Here is an 18,653-nt window from a genome sequence, read left to right on the forward strand (position 1 = left end):
TTATTATTGTGGGTAGGTGATCAAGGGAAGCGGCAGTTCACCTCGGGTTTGTCATAGCCCAGGCTGTCCATTTCGTTAGTGGGGTGCAGGAAGCCTTCCTGGGGCGATGTGCTGACCAACGCGCGGGGTTGCACGATGGGAATCGGTTGGCGCAATTGGCCGTTCCAGGCGCGGTAACTGAGCTTGCGGCCCTTGAAGCCATCCAGGGGCAGTTGCTCGCTGATTTCCAGATCACGGATCGCCATGGGCTCGACCTGACGCAACTTGCTCACCGCGCTGGCGACGCTGCGTACGGCCATCCAGGCGGCGAAGTCGCGGTCGTTCATCCAACGTCCGGCCAGGGCCTCGAAGCGTTTCTGCAGTTGGGCGGCGCCGTAGGTCTCGACGGTCTTGTGCCAACCGGTGGGCGTCAGGCCCTGGGTGCCGGCGACGGGGCGCGGGTACCAGGTCTGGTAGGGCACGTACTCGCCGAAGTCGCCGCGCTCGTCGGCCACCAGCACCACGTCGTATTCGGCGGTTTGGGTGAACAGCGGCATATCCGCCTGGGCACTGCGGCGTTGGTCGTTATCGAAGCGCCAGGCTTTCTCCGCCACCAGACGCACGCCGAAGCGTTTGGCGGCGCGGCGCAGAGCGGCGGCGTAAGCTTGGTCATCCTCGGTGGGGCCGACGATCAGCAACGCTTTCTGCCATTTACGGACGACCAGGAACTGCGCCAGCGCATCGGCGAGCATCGCCCGGCTGGGCAGCGTATGCAGCACGTTGCCCAGGCAGTCGGTGCTGCGCAGGCTGTCATCCGGGCTGCCGGCATTGAACAGCAGGCTGTCAGGCAACGCGGCGCTGAGTTGGCGAAGGCTCGCGGCGGGGGCGTTGACCACGAACAAACGCAGGCCCTGGGCATGCTGGGCTTGGGCGGCGGCGAGCAGGGCGTCCGGCGTATCAACCGTGGCGGTCGTCAGGCTGTAGCGCTGGTTGAGAAAGGCGCCGGTGCTGTTGCTGTCGATGATCGCCAGTTCGGCGCCGCGCTGCCCGGCGTCGGCAGGTTCGGGAATCACATTCGACAGCAGCGGGCCCGGATCGGGCCGATAACCCAAGTAGCCGATCTGCACCTGCAAGGGCTCGGCGGCCTGGCTGGCGGTGGCCACCCCGGCTGCGCAAGCAATCGCCAGCAGATAGATCACGGCGTAAGGGGCGAGCTGGCGCATAAGGCACTCCATGACAGGAAGCGCCAGCATAGAAAGCCTTAAGGTCGCTGCAAATATGCAGAAAGTAGCGCTGGGGCAGTACCAAGGTAGTAGCTCGCAGCGCGTGAAGCGGTCTTAGCATGACGCTTCAGTGTGTTGTTCGGGAGTTGGCTATGTCGGCGTTGTGGCGCATCAATCTATGGGTCTGCGGCTTCTTCGCCCTGGTGACCTGCGCCTGCACCGCGCTGTTGCTGCACCAGGCCCTGGCCGATGTGGAGCGCGAGTTGCAATCGGCCGAAGCGGTGGTGCACTACCTGAGCGAAACCGCCGAGCGCGACCCGGCCAGCCTGCAACCCCACCTCACCGCGAGTTTGCGTCATGTACGCGTGCACTGGCTGGCGAGCGGCGACACCGCCCAAGCGCCGGCCTCGGACGGGCTGGACGCCTGGCTTGGGCGCCTGCTGTTCGTCGAGGCGCGACGCAGTGCCCAGGTGCTGGACTTGCCGGACGGTCGGCGCGTGTCCATCGCCGTCGACCCACGGGATGAAATCGACGAAGTCTGGGATTCCTTGCAACAACTGTTGGGCCTGTGCGCCCTGGCGTTGGCCCTGAGTCTGTTGACTATCCGCTGGGCCGTGCGGCGGGGCATGGGCGTGCTCGATGAATTGCTGCGCGCCCTGCAACAGGTGTGCGCCGGCCAGCTCAATGTGCGGCTGCGCGGTGAAGGCGCGCCGGAAGCGCGGCAACTGGCGCTGCACTTCAACCGCATGACCGACGCCCTGGAGCAGGCGCGCACCGATAACACCCGGCTCACCCAGACCCTGCTGGCGGTGCAGGAGCAGGAGCGCACCCACCTGGCCCAGACCCTGCACGATGACCTCGGCCAATACCTGGCCGGCATCCGCGCCCAGGCCTGCCTGTTGCGGCTGGTCGCCGATCAGCCGCACGTGCTGACCCGTACGGTGGGGCTGCTGGAAGATCATTGCGAGCACTTGCAGCAAGGTTTCCGCGCCCTGGTCCACGACCTCTACCCGGTGGCGTTGCAACACTTGCCGATGGGCGAGGCGTTCTCGATGCTGGTAACGCAGTGGCAGGCCAGCCATGGGATTCCCTGCCAATTGCAGGTCAGTGCCGACCTGCCGGCGTTGTCCGGCGCCAACAAAACTCACCTGTACCGCCTGCTCCAGGAAGCGCTGACCAACATCCTGCGGCATGCCGATGCCAGCCAGGTGCGCGTGCGCCTGCAACACCGCGGTTCACGTCTGCGCCTGTGGGTGCGTGATAACGGTCGCGGTGCAGTCACGCCCCAGCGGCCCGGCGTGGGCCTGTATTCGATGGCCGAACGCGCCCGCTGCCTGGGCGGCGAATTAAAGATCATCAGCCACCCCGGCGGCGGTTGGGCGCTGGCGTTGAACATGCCGTTGGAGGCCTCATGAATATTCTGTTGGTGGATGACCACGCCGTGGTGCGCCAAGGCTATGCCAGCCTGCTGCGCGCGCTGCTGCCAGCGGTCGAAGTACGCGAAGCGGCCAGTGGCGAAGAGGCCCTGAGCCGGGTGCAGGAGGCGGTGCCGCATCTGGTGATTATGGACTTCGGCCTGCCAGGCATCAGCGGCCTGGAAACCACGCGCCGCCTGCGCCAGCGCTTGCCACAGTTGCGCGTGCTGTTTTTCAGCATGCACGACGAGCTGCCGCTGGTGCGCCAGGCGTTGGACGCCGGAGCCTCCGGTTACCTGACCAAAAGCTCGGCGCCCGAGGTGTTGATTGAAGCCGTGCGGCGCATCCTCGACGGCCACGCCTATATCGAACAGGCCCTGGCCACCGAGCTGGCCTACACCCCCAGTGATCAACGCTTGCAGGGCATGACCCCGCGCGAACTGGAAATCTTCCTGATGCTGGCCAAAGGCACGCCCACCCGAGCGATTGCCGACCAGCTGAATATCAGCAGCAAGACCGTGTCCAATCACCTGACCTTGCTCAAGAGCAAACTGCAGGTGAGCTCCCATGCCGAGCTGGTGCACCTGGGAATCGACATGGGGGTGGTTCGGGTGGTTGGATAATTGGGTGTGCACAAACCCACTGTGGGAGGGGCGGTGCGACGATTCGACTTGCTCCCGATAGCGGTGTATCAGTCAGCTCATCTGTCACTGACCCACCGCTATCGGGAGCAAGCCCCCTCCCACATTTCAATGGCGTCGTTTCAGCGATCCCAGGTCGTTGGGCAATCCTGGCAGCCTTCCATATTGGCATCCTGGAAATTTGCATAGTGCTGGCGACTGCCGGTCAGCGTGGCGTTTTCAAGGTTGCTCTCGCCGAACTTCGCTTCCTGCAGATTGGCGTCGCTGAGGTCAGCACCTTGCAAGTCGGCCTTGCTCAGCCAGGTCATCTCCAGGTCGGCCGCACGCAGGTTGGCCTTGTGCATTTTGGCCCCTGACAGCCGTGCAAATTGCAGGTAGGCCGCACTGAGGTTGGCGTTTTCGAACTGGGCGCCTTGGGCGAACAGGCCCCAACCCTGGATCGCCATCATCGTGGCGTCGCTAAAGTCCGCCAGGCGCAGGTTGCTTTGTTGCAGGCTGGCGCGGGTCAGGTTGGCGCCTTGCAGCTGGGCCTTTTCCAGGTTGGCCAGGTCGAGGTTGGCATGGCGCAGATCTGCATCGCGCAGGTCAGCGCCTGCCAGGTTCATTTTGCTCAGGTTCTGATTTCGAAGGTTGGCGCCCTTGAGGTTGGCGCCGGGGCATTGGCTGTGTTCGGCGATGGTGCAGCCGTTGACGATCAACGGGGCGTCGTCGCCATCGTCGGCGTGGGCCAGGGGTAGGGATAACAGGAGTAGCAAGGGCAGGTAGTTCATTGCGAGACCTCTGGAGATACTGTGGTGAGCGGAATTGTTATGGTGAGCGGGCTTGCCCCGCGCTGGGCTGCGAAGCGGCCCTGGCATTCCTCCAGCACCTGCGTGCGCTCAGGTTCTACGACTGCTTCGCAGCCGAGCGCGGGGCAAGCCCGCTCACCACAAAAAACGCGGCCCGGCATTTTCTGACGGGTTACTTCTGGGCGTCGTCGCCATCGTCGGCGTGGGCCAGGGGTAAGGGATAACAGGAGTAACAAGGGCAGGTAGTTCATTGCGAGACCTCTGGAGATACTGTGGTGAGCGGGCTTGCCCCGCGCTGGACTGCGAAGCGGCCCTGGCATTCCTCCAGCACCTGCGTGCGCTCAGGTTCTACGACTGCTGCGCAGCCGAGCGCGGGGCAAGCCCGCTCACCACAGAAAAACGCGGCCCCGGCATTTTCTGATGGGTTACTTCTGGGCGTCGTCGCCATCGTCGGCGTGGGCCAGGGGTAAGGGATAACAGCAGTAACAAGGGCAGGTAGTTCATTGCGAGACCTCTGGAGATCCTGTGGTGAGCGGGCTTGTTGTGGTGAGCGGGCTTGCCCCGCGCTGGGCTGCGAAGCGGCCCTGGCATTCCTCCAGCACCTGCGTGCGCTTAGGTTCTACGACTGCTGCGCAGCCGAGCGCGGGGCAAGCCCGCTCACCACAGAAAAACGCGGCCCCGGCATTTTCTGATGGGGTACTTCTGGGCGTCGTCGCCATCGTCGGCGTGGGCCAGGGGTAGGGATAACAGGAGTAGCAAGGGCAGGTAGTTCATTGCGAGACCTCTGGAGATACTGTGGTGAGCGGAATTGTTGTGGTGAGCGGGCTTGCCCCGCGCTGGGCTGCGAAGCGGCCCTGGCATTCCTCCAGCACCTGCGTGCGCTCAGGTTCTACGACTGCTGCGCAGCCGAGCGCGGGGCAAGCCCGCTCACCACAGAAAAACGCGGCCCCGGCATTTTCTGATGGGTTACTTCTGGGCGTCGTCGCCATCGTCGGCGTGGGCCAGGGGTAAGGGACAACAGGAGTAACAAGGGCAGGTAGTTCATTGCGAGACCTCTGGAGATCCTGTGGTGAGCGGGATTGTTGTGGTGAGCGGGCTTGCCCCGCGCTGGGCTGCGAAGCGGCCCTGGCATTCCTCCAGCACCTGCGTGCGCTCAGGTTCTACGACTGCTGCGCAGCGGAGCGCGGGGCAAGCCCGCTCACCACAAGGGAACCCGCTTGCTACAAAAGGCGGCGCGGCATTCTCGCGGGGGCTATTTTTGCGCGGTCTTGTTATCCCAGCTCGGAATCTTGAACACCCAGAAGGACCCGCCTTGCGCCACCGGTTTGGTCAGCTCGGCCATGTCGCCGCCCCACAACGGCACCGCGCCGCCGTAGCCGACGGTCACGCCGATGTACTGTTCGCCATCCTGTTCCCAAGTGATCGGCGGCGAGACGATGCCGCTGCCGGTCTGGAACTTCCACAGCTCCTTGCCGGTTTTGGCGTCGAAGGCCTTGAAGAAACCGTCGCCGGTGCCGGTAAACACCAGGTTGCCCTTGGTTGCCAACACGCCGGCCCACAGTGGCAAGGCTTCCTTGTGCTCCCACACCACCTTGCCGGTAGTCGGGTTCATCGCGCGCAGGGTGCCGACGTGGTCGTCATACATGCGCTTGATGCGGAAACCCATGCCCAGGTAGGCCGAGCCCTTCTTGTAGTTGACCTCTTCGGTCCAGTATTCCTCTTTCCACTGGTTGCCCGGAATGTAGAACAGGCCGGTGTCCTGGCTGTAGGCCATGGGGTTCCAGTTCTTGCCACCCAGGAACGGCGGCGAGACTTCCACCGGCTTGCCTTTGGTTTCACCCGGCAATGGCTTGGCCGGACGCTGGCCTTCGTTCTCCACCGGACGCCCGGTCTTCAGGTCGATATGACTGGCCCAGGTGATGTTGTCGACAAACGGGAAGGCGTTCTGCAGCTTGCCGTTGTTGCGGTCCACCACGTAGAAGAAGCCGTTGCGGTCGGCGTGGCCGGTGGCCTTGACCACTTTGCCGTCCTTGTCCTTGTAGTCGAACAGCACCAGTTCGTTGTTGCCGGAGAAGTCCCAGGCATCGTTCGGGGTGTGCTGGTAGAACCATTTCACTTCGCCGGTGCTCGGGTCGACGCCAACCTGGCCCGAGGTGTAGAGGCTGTCGAAGTCGTGGGGGTTGCCGTCCTTGGCGGTGCGTGCCCAGGTGTTCCACGGGCCAGGATTGCCGGCGCCGACGATGATGGTGTTGGTCTCGGCATCGAAGCTCGCGCTTTGCCAAGGCGCGCCGCCACCGTGGCTCCAGGCCTCGACCTTGCCGGTTTCGGTGGTCGGGTCATCCGGCCACGAAGGGGCCTTGACGTCGCCAGTGGTGGTGCTGTCCTTGCCGTTGAGGCGGCCCATATGGCCTTCCACGAACGGGCGCATCCACACTTCTTCACCGGTGTCGGGGTCGCGGGCAAACAGCTGGCCGACCACGCCGAATTCATCGCCGGAGCTGCCGTGGATCAGCAGCACCTTGCCGCTGACCTTGTCTTTGATCAGCACCGGGGCGCCGGTCATGGTGTAGCCGGCGGCGTGGTCGCCGAATTTCTTGTTCCACACCACTTTGCCGGTGTTTTTGTCGAGGGCGATCAGGCGCGCGTCGAGGGTGCCGAAGTAGATCTTGTCGCCGAAGATCGCCGCGCCGCGGTTGACCACGTCACAGCACGGGCGAATGTTGTCGGGCAGGCGGTGGTTGTAGGTCCACAGGCGCTTGCCGGTTTTTGCATCCAGGGCGAACACGCGGGAGTAGGAACCGGTGACGTACACCACGCCGTCGCTGACGATGGCCTGGGACTCCTGGCCGCGCTGTTTCTCGTCGCCAAAGGAATAGGACCAGGCCGGGGTGAGTTTGAACACGTTCTTGTCGTTGACCTGGGCCAGTGGGCTCCAGCGCTGGGCGTTGGTGCCCATGCCGTATTGCAGCACGTCCTTGGTGGTCAGGTGGTCGTTGGCAATGTCTTCCCAGGTGACGTTGCGTGTCGATTTGGCAGGCTCGGCGGCTGCGAAGGTTGCAGCACTGAGGGACAGGCTGCCCACCAGCATAAAGGCTTGCACGGCAAGGCTTAAAGGTGAGCGGGCGGGTAGCGATCTTATTGTCATGGTTGCAGTTCCCAGTGGAGGTTTTGGCCTGCACAGGGTGGAACGCCGGGGCGCCGGGCGGATACGGAAAAAGTCCCGCTGTGGCCGGGAAGACTTCCCGGACCGCCGCTGTTTTAGGTGTGCCCCACAAGCCCTACTACCAAGGGAGGAGAGGGCGGCCACCAAAGCAGCATACGGCCCATGCCCCGGGGTTTCTAAGATGGTTGCCATAGCCTCTGCAATGAGGTTTTGCGTGCAATCCTGAGGGCAAAAATAATGACAACAAAACACAATGCCTGGCTCGTGGCTGGCCTGTTGGTGGGTGTATTCGGCGCCGGCTCTGTTTGGGCCCATGGCAACGTGGTCCCGCAAGCGGTGGAAACCAAGGGCCTGACTTCGATCAAGGACGCCGGCGTGCCGGTCAACGAAGACGGCTGGGCGGCGGTCAATCCGTACCGCACCTCACCGGAACACGATCGGGCCGTGGAAATCGGCTCGTCCGCCTACAACCAGAACTGCGCCGCCTGCCACGGCCTGGAAGCCAAGTCCGGTGGTATCGCCCCCGACCTGCGCATGCTCGATGTGGGCGAAGCCGGTGATGAGTGGTTCGTCGAGCGCGTGCGCCATGGCGCGGTGCGTGACGGCCGCGTGTACATGCCCAAAATGGCCGACTACCTGAGCCAGGAAGCCTTGTGGGCGGTGCGCACCTACCTGGACAGCGTGCACGTCGAGGAGTAAGCCATGCGCCTGTTCGCTTATGTGCTTGGCCTGGCCCTGCTGTGTTGCCAGCCGGCACAGGCGCAGGTGCGCAGCTATGACCAGATGATCGCTGACGGCGAAATCAAGGTGGCGGTGTACAAGGACTTCGCCCCCTACAGTTTCGAAGACGGCGCCAACGCGCGGGGGGTCGATGTGGAACTGGCCCAGGCCCTGGCCACGGCGCTGGGGGTAAAGCTCAAGTTGATCTGGGCGCCGGCCGGCGAGAAGCTCGATGACGACCTGCGCGACTACATCTGGCGCGGCAGCCAGTTGCACAACCAGCAACTGGCCGACCTGATGATGCGCGCGCCCTACGATCGCGATTACGCACAAAAGCGCAACGACCAGGGCGAACTGGAAAACGGCCATGTGGTGATGTTCGGGCCGTACCAGAACGAACAATGGCAGGTGGCCTATGACCGTCGGCGCCTGGACACGGTCGCCAGCGTGGCGGTGTTCGAGCAGCACCCGATTGGCGTCGAAGTCGACAGCGTGCCGTCGTTCTACCTCACCTCGGTGTTCAACGGCATGCTCGCCGCCAAGACCCATCACTACCCCGACGTCCCCCAGGCCTTTGCGGCGATGAAAGCCGGTGAGGTCGATGCGGTGATGGCGATGCGCGGCGAAGTCGATTGGCAGGTGCATGAAGCCCATGACCCGCAACTGGCCCTTGCCGAAAACGCCTACCCGAACATGGGCAAGCAACGCTGGGAGATCGGCATGGCGGTGCACGAGAGCAATCGCCAGTTGGCCTACGCGGTGGAAGAGGCGCTGGAAGGCCTGATCCGCGACGGCGCGGTGCAAGCCATCTATGCCCGTTACGGCCTGCAGTACGAAGTCCCCGAGATGTATCAATAGGAGCAGGTGATGAACTGGCGACTGAGCTGCATCTTGGCGTGTTGGCTGCCGCTGGCGGCTCACGCCGTGGAGGTCGACCCGGTGCCGTCGGTGATGTGGGCGTTCTATCACAAGCAGTTCCTGGCCGAGGCGCCGTTCGTGTTCGACGATCGAGTCAAGCTGCTGGCGCCGCCGTTCGCCGAAGATGCGCGCCAGGTGCCGCTGGAAATCGACGCCCGCGCCTTCAACGGCCATGTGGTGAAAATCCTCGCCTGGGCCGAGCTCAACCCATTGCCGAAAATCGTCGACTTCCAGCCCAAGGCCGGCGTGCTGCCGTGGCTGTCGCTGCGCATTCGTATCGAACAGGCCACACCGTTGCGTGCAGCGGTGCTCACCGATGACGGGCTGTGGCATGTGGGCTCGACCCTGATAGACGCGGCCGGCGGCGGCTGCACCGCGCCCAGCGTGGTACGCACCCAGCCCGGTTGGGAAGAGCACATCGGCGAAGTGCTCGGCGGCCGTTACCCGCGTGGTGAGTTCAGCCGCGTGCGTGTGCAGGTTGCGCACCCGATGGACAACGGCATGGTCAGCGGCATCCCCGAGTTTTTTATCAACCATGCGCAACTGCGCGGCCAGGACGGCCAAGTGCTGGCTGATCTTGAGCTGTTCCCGGCGGTTAGCGAGAACCCCAACCTGGCCTTCGACATCGACGCGCCGGGGCCCACCCGACTGGTGCTGCGTGACAACAGCGGCAATGAGTTCGACGCGGCCATCCCCTGACCAGAAGGAGCGCGGCATGCGCTGGATTCTATTGCTATGCCTGGGCCTGAGCCTGCCCGCCCTGGCAGATCTCGACTATGCCCTCAAGCCCCGGCTGATCGCCGACGACACCTGGCTACTCGAAGGCAGCACTGACAATTTTGCCAAGGCCAATGGCGGCAATATCGTCAACACCGCCTTCATCGTCACCGAGGCCGGCGTGGTGGTGATCGACACCGGGCCGTCGCGGCGCTACGGCGAAGCCATGCGCGAGGCCATCGCCCGCGTCACCCCCAAGCCGGTGATCCAGGTGCTGATTACCCATCATCACCCCGACCATGCGCTGGGCAACCAGGCCTTCAAGGACGTGCCCATCGGCGCCCTGGCCGAGACCACGCGGCTGCTGCATGAGCAGGGCGACGGCATGGCGGAAAACCTCTACCGCATGGTCGGCGACTGGATGCGCGGCACCGAGGTGGTGTTGCCCACCCAGGTGCTGGAACCCGGTGTGCTGAGCGTCGGCCGTCACGACTTGCGCCTGCTCGCGCTCACCGGCCACACCGGCGCCGACCTGGCGATCTTCGACCAGAGCACCGGCGTGCTGTTCGCCGGCGACCTGGTGTTTTACCAACGCGCGCTCACCACCCCCAACAGCCCGGGGCTGGCGGTGTGGCTGGCCGACCTCGGCACCCTGCAAGCCTTGCCCTGGACCCTGATCGTGCCCGGCCATGGCCCGGTGGCCAGCGACGCGCAACCCTTCACGCAAATGCGCGACTACCTGACCTGGCTCGATCAGCTGCTGCGTGACGGCGCTGCCAAGGGCAACGACATGGCCGAGATGATCCGCAGCCCCATCCCCGAACGTTTCGCCGCGATCAGCCTGAGCCGCTATGAACTGATCCGCAGCGTCAGCCACCTGTACCCGCGTTACGAGCGCGAGCAGATGCAACCGCTACTAAGGAACTAGCAAACTCGATACTGCGGTCAATTGTGACAATGGCCCCTGCGCCCAAGAATCTGCACCAGACCGGGAAAATTTCCCGGGTATAACAAAAAACCGCAGAGGTAGCCGTCATGACCCAACCCGCACGTCGCCAACCCTTCGCCTTGAGTGTGTTGCTCGGTGCCATCCTGTTATCCGGCCAGGCCATGGCCACGGTCACCGATGAGGACATCCTCCAGGACCCGAAAAACCCCGGGCAGATCGTCACCAACGGCCTGGGTGTGCAGGGCCAGCGCTACAGCCCCCTCGACACCCTGAACGTCGACAACGTCAAGGAACTGCGCCCGGTCTGGGCGTTTTCCTTTGGCGGCGAAAAGCAGCGTGGGCAACAGGCGCAGCCGATGATCAAGGACGGGGTGATGTACCTCACCGGTTCCTACTCGCGGGTGTTCGCGGTGGATGCGCGCACCGGCAAGAAGCTCTGGCAGTACGATGCGCGTCTGCCCGATGACATCCGCCCGTGCTGTGACGTGATCAACCGTGGCGTGGCGCTGTACGGCGACCTGGTGTTCTTCGGCACCCTCGACGCCAAGCTGGTGGCGCTGAACAAAGACACCGGCAAAGTGGTGTGGAGCAAGCAGGTCGCCGATCACAAGGAAGGCTACTCGATCAGCGCCGCGCCCCTGGTGGTCAACGGCAAGCTGATCACCGGCGTGGCCGGTGGCGAATTCGGCGTGGTGGGCAAGATCCAGGCCTATGACCCGAAAAACGGCGAGCTGCTGTGGAGCCGCCCGACGGTCGAAGGCCATATGGGTTATGTCTACAAAGACGGCAAGGCTGTGGAAAACGGCATCTCCGGCGGCGAGGCGGGCAAGACCTGGCCGGGGGATTTGTGGAAAACCGGCGGCGCGGCACCGTGGCTGGGCGGCTACTACGACCCTGAAACCAACTTGCTGCTGTTCGGCACCGGCAACCCGGCGCCGTGGAACTCGCACCTGCGCCCTGGCGACAACCTTTACTCGTCCTCGCGCCTGGCGCTGAACCCGGACGACGGCACCATCAAGTGGCACTTCCAGAGCACGCCCCACGACGGTTGGGACTATGACGGCGTCAACGAGCTGGTCTCCTTCAACTACACTGAAGGTGGCAAGGAAATCAAAGCGGCGGCCACCGCCGACCGCAACGGCTTCTTCTACGTGCTCGATCGCACCAACGGCAAGTTCATCCGAGGCTTCCCGTTTGTCGACAAGATCACCTGGGCCACGGGCCTGGATAAGGACGGTCGTCCGATCTACAACGAAGCCAGCCGCCCAGGTGCGCCGGGCAGCGAAACCAAGGGCACTTCGGTGTTTGTCGCACCGGCGTTCCTCGGTGCGAAGAACTGGATGCCGATGGCCTACAACCGTGACACCGGGCTGTTCTACGTGCCGTCCAACGAGTGGGGCATGGACATCTGGAACGAAGGTATCGCCTACAAGAAAGGCGCGGCGTTCCTCGGCGCGGGCTTCACTATCAAGCCGTTGAACGAAGACTATATCGGCGTACTGCGCGCCATCGATCCTAAGACGGGTAAGGAAGTCTGGCGCCACAAGAACTTCGCGCCGCTGTGGGGCGGGGTGCTGACCACCAAGGGCAACCTGGTGTTCACCGGTACGCCGGAAGGTTTCCTGCAAGCATTCAACGCCAAGACTGGCGAGAAGGTCTGGGAATTCCAGACCGGCTCCGGCGTGCTCGGTTCGCCTGTGACCTGGGAAATGGACGGCGAACAGTACGTCTCGGTGCTCTCCGGCTGGGGCGGCGCGGTGCCGTTGTGGGGCGGTGAGGTGGCCAAGCGCATCAAGGACTTCAACCAGGGCGGCATGCTCTGGACCTTCAAGCTGCCCAAAGAGCTGGTCGCCAAACACTGAATCTACGACCAAATGACAAGTGCCCCCCTGCCAACGGCGCATTCGCCCGGCAACGGGGGCTCTTTACTATCGGGTCATCGCCTGTTGACCGACAGGCCCGGACCCAGACAGAGGCTTTAACATGATCTACGCACAACCTGGCACCCCTGGCGCTATCGTCAGCTTCAAGCAGCGCTACGGAAATTACATCGGCGGAGAGTTCGTCGCCCCGCTGAGCGGTGAGTATTTCACCAACACCTCGCCAGTGACCGGTGAAGCGATCGCCGAATTCCCGCGCTCCAACGCTGCCGATATCGACAAAGCCCTCGACGCCGCCCATGCCGCCGCTGACGCCTGGGGCAAGACGTCGCCCCAGGATCGCTCCCTGGTGCTGCTGAAAATCGCCGACCGTATCGAGCAGAATCTCGAAGTACTGGCCGTGACCGAAAGCTGGGACAACGGCAAGGCCGTGCGCGAAACCCTCAACGCTGACGTGCCCCTGGCCGCCGACCACTTCCGCTACTTCGCCGGCTGCATCCGCGCCCAGGAAGGCGGCGCCGCCGAGATCAACGAACACACCGCGGCCTACCACTTCCATGAGCCATTGGGCGTGGTCGGGCAGATCATTCCGTGGAACTTCCCGCTGCTGATGGCCGCCTGGAAACTCGCCCCGGCCCTCGCTGCCGGTAACTGCATCGTGCTCAAGCCGGCCGAGCAGACACCGCTGTCGATCATGGTGTTTGCCGAGTTGATCAATGACCTGCTGCCACCGGGCGTGCTGAATATCGTGCAGGGCTTTGGCCGCGAAGCCGGGGAGGCACTGGCCACCAGCAAGCGCATCGCCAAGATTGCCTTTACCGGCTCGACCCCAATCGGTGCGCACATCATGCACGCGGCCGCCGAGAACCTCATTCCGTCTACCGTGGAACTGGGCGGCAAGTCGCCGAACATCTTCTTCGAAGACATCATGCAGGCCGAGCCGCAATTCATCGAAAAAGCCGCCGAAGGCCTGGTGTTGGCGTTCTTCAACCAGGGCGAAGTGTGCACCTGCCCGTCGCGGGCGCTGGTGCAGGAGTCGATCTACGACGACTTCATGAAAGTGGTGATGAAGAAGATCGTCAAGATCAAGCGCGGCAACCCGTTGGATACCGAGACCATGGTCGGCGCCCAGGCGTCCGAGCAGCAATACGACAAGATCCTCTCCTACCTCAAGATCGCCCAGGAGGAGGGCGCCGAGCTGCTCACCGGCGGCGCCGCCGAGCGCCTGGAAGGCGACCTGTCCAGCGGTTATTACATCCAGCCGACCCTGCTCAAGGGCCACAACAAGATGCGCGTGTTCCAGGAAGAAATCTTCGGCCCGGTGGTGGGTATCACCACCTTCAAGGACGAAGCCGAAGCCCTGGCCATTGCCAACGACAGCGAATTCGGCCTCGGCGCCGGGCTGTGGACCCGCGACATCAACCGCGCCTACCGCATGGGCCGGGCGATCAAGGCTGGCCGCGTGTGGACCAACTGTTATCACCTGTACCCGGCGCATGCGGCGTTTGGCGGCTACAAGAAGTCGGGCGTGGGGCGTGAGAACCACAAGATGATGCTCGATCACTACCAGCAGACCAAGAATTTGCTGGTGAGCTACGACATCAATCCATTGGGTTTCTTCTAACCCTCGGATTGCAACGCGGTCCCCTGTGGGAGGGGGCTTGCTCCCGATGGCGGTGGGTCAGTCAACAGTGATGTGGCTGACACATTGCTATCGGGAGCAAGCCCCCTCCCACATTTTGATCGGCGTATACCCGCTACCAATGCGGGTGCGAGCTCCTTCGAAAGTAGCATTCGCACCCCCATCCCCCCATGCATTAATGCCTCTACCGGAATCTTCCGGCACAACAAGAGGACTCTCCCCATGTGGACCAAACCCGCCTTCACCGACCTGCGTATCGGCTTCGAAGTGACCATGTACTTCGCCAGCCGTTGATCCATCTCCGGCCAGCCTCGCGCTGGCCGGTGCCGTATTGGGAATGACCCTTTGGTCTGATTGCATTCGCCTGCGAATGGGTTAGTGTGAAGCGCATCTCCCAAAAATAATAAGAACAGGCTTTCCAATGAGCCCCAATCTGAGCCTCCTGCGTAAATTCGTCTCGCCTGAAATCATCTTCGGTGCCGGCTGCCGGCACAACGTCGGTAACTATGCCAAGACCTTCGGTGCGCGCAAGGTGCTGGTCGTCAGCGACCCCGGTGTGATCGCTGCCGGTTGGGTGGCGGATGTGGAAGCCAGCCTGCAAGCCATCGGTATCGACTACTGCCTGTACAGCGCTGTGTCGCCCAATCCGCGCGTCGAAGAAGTAATGCTCGGCGCCGAGGTGTATCGGGAAAACCATTGCGACGTGATCGTGGCCATCGGCGGCGGCAGTCCGATGGATTGCGGCAAGGCCATCGGCATTGTGGTCGCCCATGGGCGTAGCATTCTTGAGTTCGAGGGCGTGGACACCATTCGTGTGCCCAGCCCGCCGTTGATCCTGATCCCCACCACCGCCGGTACGTCGGCGGATGTCTCGCAGTTCGTGATCATTTCCAATCAGCAGGAGCGCATGAAGTTCTCCATCGTCAGCAAGGCGGTGGTGCCGGATGTGTCGCTGATCGACCCGGAAACCACGGCGAGCATGGACCCGTTCCTGTCCGCCTGTACCGGCATCGACGCGCTGGTGCATGCCATCGAGGCGTTCGTGTCCACCGGCCACGGCCCACTGACCGACCCCCATGCGCTGGAAGCCATGCGCCTGATCAACGGCAACCTGGTGCAGATGATCGCCAACCCCACGGACATTGCCCTGCGCGAGAAAATCATGCTCGGCAGCATGCAGGCGGGCCTGGCGTTTTCCAACGCGATCCTCGGCGCCGTGCATGCCATGTCCCACAGCCTCGGCGGCTTTCTCGATTTGCCCCACGGTTTGTGTAACGCGGTGCTGGTGGAGCATGTGGTGGCGTTCAACTACAACTCGGCGCCGGAGCGCTTCAAGGTGATTGCCGAGACCTTTGGCATTGACTGCCGTGGCCTCAACCATCGACAGATCTGCGGACGATTGGTCGACCACCTGATCGCGCTCAAACATGCCATTGGCTTCCACGAAACCCTGGGTCTGCATGGGGTGCGCGTGGCGGATATTCCGTTCCTGTCCGAGCATGCGATGGACGACCCCTGCATCCTCACCAACCCTCGTGAGTCCAGCCAGCGTGACGTCGAGGTTGTTTATGGCGAAGCGCTCTGACGACCAGCAACAAGCACTGGCCGGGCTGCTGGGCCTGGGCAATCACTCGGCACGCAAGAGTCACTACCCGGAACTCACCGCGCGCCTCGACGAGCTGGAGGCGGAGCGCAACCGCTATATCCGTCTCAACGATGAGCTGGAGCAGCGCGTGGCTGCGCGCACCGATGAGCTGCTGGAAGCCAACCGCAACCTGCAACAGCAGATCGCCCAGCGTGAGCAGGTCGAGCAGGAATTGCGCGATGCGCGCGACGCCGCGGAGGCTGCCAACCGCAGCAAGGACAAATACCTCGCCGCCGCGAGCCATGACCTGCTGCAACCGCTGAACGCGGCGCGGCTGCTGATCTCCACCCTGCGTGAACGCAACTTGCCCAGCGTTGAGCAGGTGCTGGTGGAACGTACTCACCAGGCGCTGGAAGGCGCGGAAGATTTACTCACCGATTTGCTGGATATTTCGCGGCTCGACCAGGCGGCGGTCAAACCCGACGTGGCGCTGTATCGTCTGGATGAGCTGTTTGCGCCGCTGGTCTCGGAGTTCCAGTCGGTGGCGCTGGCGGCCGGGCTGAACCTGCGCGCGCGTACCGGTCATTATGCGATTCGCACCGACTTGCGCCTGGTGACGCGGATCCTGCGTAACTTCCTCAGCAATGCCTGCCGCTACACCGACGAGGGCTGCATCCTGCTCGGCGCGCGCCGCCGTGGCGACCGCCTGCGCCTGGAGGTGTGGGACACCGGGCGCGGCATCGCGGCCGACCGGCTCGACGCGATCTTCCTCGAATTCAACCAGCTCGACGTCGGCCGCGCCTCGGATCGCAAAGGCGTGGGGCTGGGCCTGGCGATTGTCGAGCGTATCGCCGAGATCCTCGGCTACCCGGTGGCGGTCCGTTCGTGGCCGGGGCGTGGCTCGATGTTCAGCATCGAGGTGCCCATCAGCGAAGAGATGCCCCTGGCGATCAGCCAACTGCCGGTGCTGCCGACCACGGGCAACCCGCTGCCGGGGCGGCGTTTGCTGGTGATCGATAACGAGGTGAGCATCCTCGAAAGCATGCGCGCGCTGCTGGTGCAGTGGGGCTGTGAGGTGGTCACCGCCACCGACCAGGCCGGCGCGTTACTGGCGTTGCAGGGCAGGGCGCCGGAGTTGATCCTCGCCGACTACCACCTCGACCACGGCGTGGTGGGCGCTGCGGTGGTCAAGCATCTGCGCGAGCATTTCGCGCAAAAGATCCCGGCCGTGATCATCACCGCCGACCGCACCGACCAATGCCGTCGTGTGCTGCGCCGCCTTGACGCGCCGTTGTTGAACAAACCGCTCAAGCCCGGCAAGTTGCGGGCGGTATTGAGCCAGTTATTGACCTAGGGTCTTGATACCCGTCAACACCCGTTGCGGCGCTTTGCCCCATGCTGCCTGCCTGATTTAGAGCACGACGGAGCCCGCCATGAACGCCCCCGCAACAACCGCAGCATCCTTCAAGTTGCCCCTGGGTCTGGTGATCGGCGTACTGGCGATGGTCGGCGTGCTGCTGTTGCCGCTGCCCGCCGATCTGCCGGTGGCCGGGCAGCGCATGCTGGCGATCCTCGCGTTTGCCGTGGTGGTGTGGATCACCGAGGCGGTGTCTTATGAGGCCAGCGCGATCATGATCACCTCGCTCATGGCGTTTTTGCTGGGTACGGCGCCGTCGCTGCAAGACCCCGCCCACCTGATCGGCTCCAGCCCGGCCATCAGCATGGCGCTCACCGGCTTTTCCAACCCGGCACTGGCCTTGGTGGCGGGCGCGTTGTTCATTGCGGCGGCCATGACCCACACCGGCCTCGACCGGCGCATCGCCCTCGTGACCCTGACCCGCGTCGGCACCAGCACCCGCGGCATTCTGCTGGGGGCGATTGCGGTGACCATCCTGCTCAGCCTCGTGGTGCCCAGTGCCACCGCGCGCAGTGCCTGTGTGGTGCCGATCATGATGGGCGTGGTTGCCGCGTTTGGCGTGGACAAGCGCTCCAATATTGCCGCCGGCCTGATGATCGTGGTGGCCCAGGGCACCAGCATCTGGAACGTCGGCATCCAGACCGCCGCCGCGCAAAACCTGCTGACCGTGGGCTTTATGGACAAGATGCTCGGCCAGCGCGTGTCGTGGATCGACTGGCTGATCGCCGGCGCGCCGTGGGCGGTGATCATGTCGGCGGTGTTGCTGTTCCTGGTGATCAAGCTGCTGCCGCCGGAAACCGACAGCATCCCCGGTGGCAAGGAGGCCGTGGCCCAGTCCCTGGTGGACATCGGCCCGATGACCGGCCCGCAGAAGCGCTTGCTCACCGTGTCGGTGCTGTTGCTGTTGGCGTGGGCGACGGAAGGGCGCCTGCACCCTTTCGACACCACCTCGACCACCTACGCGGGGCTGGTGTTCCTGCTGTTGCCGGGGATCGGTGTGATGACCTGGAAGGATGTGCAGTCGCGTATTCCGTGGGGCACGGTGATTGTATTCGGCGTGGGCATCAGCCTCGGCACCGCGTTGCTGACGACCCAAGCCGGGCAGTGGCTGGGCTCCCAAGTGGTGGCGCATACCGGGTTGGATCAGGTCGGGCCGTTGGGGGTGTTTGCGATTTTGGGAGCGTTTTTGATTGTGATCCACCTGGGCTTTGCCAGCGCCACGGCGCTGACCTCGGCGCTGTTGCCGATCCTGATTGCGGTGTTGCAGACCTTGCCCGGGGAGTTCAACCGGTTGGGGATGACCATGCTGCTGGGGTTTGTGATGAGCTACGGGTTTATCCTGCCGATTAATGCGCCGCAGAATATGGTGTGCCTGGGGACTGGGACGTTTACGGCGCGGCAGTTCGCCAAGGTGGGGATTCTGGTGACGGTGATCGGGTATGGGCTGATGTTGGTGTTTGCGGCGACTTACTGGAGTTGGTTGGGTTGGATCTGATCGGGAAGGCGGTTCTGGATGGGCATGCTATCCAAAGAGAGCAAGCCCCCTCCGACTTTTGACCGTACCCGCTCCAGGCATCAATTCCATGCCCAAGATGGCAAGATGAACCCCGCTCAGG

At 63.6% G+C, this 18,653-nt stretch carries 15 protein-coding genes; 12 read left to right on the forward strand and 3 right to left on the reverse strand.

Features of this window, described 5'->3' with window-relative positions; genetic code table 11:
* Nucleotides 1-20 precede the first annotated feature (20 nt).
* Complete coding sequence (locus CKW32_RS06285) at nt 21-1,202, reverse strand: ABC transporter substrate-binding protein (RefSeq protein ID WP_095184365.1); 1,182 nt, start codon at nt 1,200-1,202, stop codon at nt 21-23.
* A 152-nt stretch (nt 1,203-1,354) separates the two neighbouring features.
* On the opposite strand from CKW32_RS06285, the gene CKW32_RS06290 reads away from it, so the two are divergent.
* Both CKW32_RS06290 and CKW32_RS06295 read left to right on the forward strand, forming a co-directional pair.
* Nucleotides 1,355-2,617, forward strand: a complete 1,263-nt coding sequence (locus CKW32_RS06290) for a histidine kinase (RefSeq protein WP_095184366.1) — start codon at nt 1,355-1,357, stop codon at nt 2,615-2,617.
* The gene (locus CKW32_RS06295) at nt 2,614-3,240 is read left to right on the forward strand and encodes a response regulator transcription factor (protein ID WP_032889977.1); all 627 of its coding nucleotides are present in this window, start codon (nt 2,614-2,616) and stop codon (nt 3,238-3,240) included. Before CKW32_RS06290 ends, CKW32_RS06295 begins: the two co-directional genes overlap by 4 nt.
* Nucleotides 3,241-3,380: 140 nt before the next feature.
* Here CKW32_RS06295 and CKW32_RS06300 read toward each other — a convergent pair whose 3' ends face one another.
* Both CKW32_RS06300 and exaA read right to left on the reverse strand, forming a co-directional pair.
* Nucleotides 3,381-4,028 (reverse strand): pentapeptide repeat-containing protein, encoded by a 648-nt coding sequence (locus tag CKW32_RS06300; RefSeq protein WP_095184367.1) that lies wholly within the window; start codon nt 4,026-4,028, stop codon nt 3,381-3,383.
* Between the two features lie 1,270 nt (nt 4,029-5,298).
* Nucleotides 5,299-7,191: a quinoprotein ethanol dehydrogenase gene (exaA, locus tag CKW32_RS06305; RefSeq protein ID WP_032889973.1), complete on the reverse strand. Its 1,893-nt coding sequence runs from the start codon at nt 7,189-7,191 to the stop codon at nt 5,299-5,301.
* Between the two features lie 255 nt (nt 7,192-7,446).
* Between exaA and pedF the strand changes: the two genes are divergently transcribed.
* From pedF to CKW32_RS06355, 10 genes are all read left to right on the forward strand, one after another.
* A complete protein-coding gene (pedF, locus tag CKW32_RS06310; RefSeq protein ID WP_032889971.1) occupies nt 7,447-7,908 on the forward strand; it encodes a cytochrome c-550 PedF in 462 nt (153 codons plus the stop codon).
* 3 nt (nt 7,909-7,911) lie between these two features.
* Entirely contained in the window at nt 7,912-8,787 is an 876-nt protein-coding gene (locus tag CKW32_RS06315) for an ABC transporter substrate-binding protein (RefSeq protein WP_032889969.1), read from the forward strand.
* Between the two features lie 9 nt (nt 8,788-8,796).
* Nucleotides 8,797-9,546 carry a quinoprotein dehydrogenase-associated SoxYZ-like carrier gene (locus CKW32_RS06320; RefSeq protein ID WP_092490238.1) on the forward strand — a complete coding sequence of 250 codons (750 nt, stop codon included), beginning with the start codon at nt 8,797-8,799 and terminating at the stop codon, nt 9,544-9,546.
* 16 nt (nt 9,547-9,562) lie between these two features.
* On the forward strand, nt 9,563-10,492 hold the full coding sequence (locus tag CKW32_RS06325) for a quinoprotein relay system zinc metallohydrolase 1 (protein WP_032889965.1): 930 nt from the start codon (nt 9,563-9,565) through the stop codon (nt 10,490-10,492).
* Between the two features lie 107 nt (nt 10,493-10,599).
* On the forward strand, nt 10,600-12,375 hold the full coding sequence (locus tag CKW32_RS06330) for a PQQ-dependent methanol/ethanol family dehydrogenase (RefSeq protein WP_095184368.1): 1,776 nt from the start codon (nt 10,600-10,602) through the stop codon (nt 12,373-12,375).
* A gap of 121 nt (nt 12,376-12,496) precedes the next feature.
* The gene (locus CKW32_RS06335; RefSeq protein ID WP_032889961.1) at nt 12,497-14,017 is read left to right on the forward strand and encodes an aldehyde dehydrogenase family protein; all 1,521 of its coding nucleotides are present in this window, start codon (nt 12,497-12,499) and stop codon (nt 14,015-14,017) included.
* Between the two features lie 240 nt (nt 14,018-14,257).
* Nucleotides 14,258-14,329: a pyrroloquinoline quinone precursor peptide PqqA gene (pqqA, locus tag CKW32_RS06340; RefSeq protein WP_010209364.1), complete on the forward strand. Its 72-nt coding sequence runs from the start codon at nt 14,258-14,260 to the stop codon at nt 14,327-14,329.
* Nucleotides 14,330-14,456: 127 nt separating this feature from the next.
* Nucleotides 14,457-15,620 (forward strand): alcohol dehydrogenase-like regulatory protein ErcA, encoded by a 1,164-nt coding sequence (gene ercA / locus CKW32_RS06345; protein ID WP_032889958.1) that lies wholly within the window; start codon nt 14,457-14,459, stop codon nt 15,618-15,620.
* A complete protein-coding gene (locus CKW32_RS06350) occupies nt 15,604-16,974 on the forward strand; it encodes a hybrid sensor histidine kinase/response regulator (protein ID WP_032889957.1) in 1,371 nt (456 codons plus the stop codon). Before ercA ends, CKW32_RS06350 begins: the two co-directional genes overlap by 17 nt.
* Nucleotides 16,975-17,053: 79 nt before the next feature.
* Nucleotides 17,054-18,532, forward strand: a complete 1,479-nt coding sequence (locus CKW32_RS06355; RefSeq protein ID WP_032889954.1) for a DASS family sodium-coupled anion symporter — start codon at nt 17,054-17,056, stop codon at nt 18,530-18,532.
* Nucleotides 18,533-18,653: the final 121 nt, after the last annotated feature.

The organism is Pseudomonas sp. Irchel 3H9 (assembly GCF_900187495.1).
In the GTDB taxonomy this organism is placed as follows: Bacteria; Pseudomonadota; Gammaproteobacteria; order Pseudomonadales; family Pseudomonadaceae; genus Aquipseudomonas; species Aquipseudomonas sivasensis.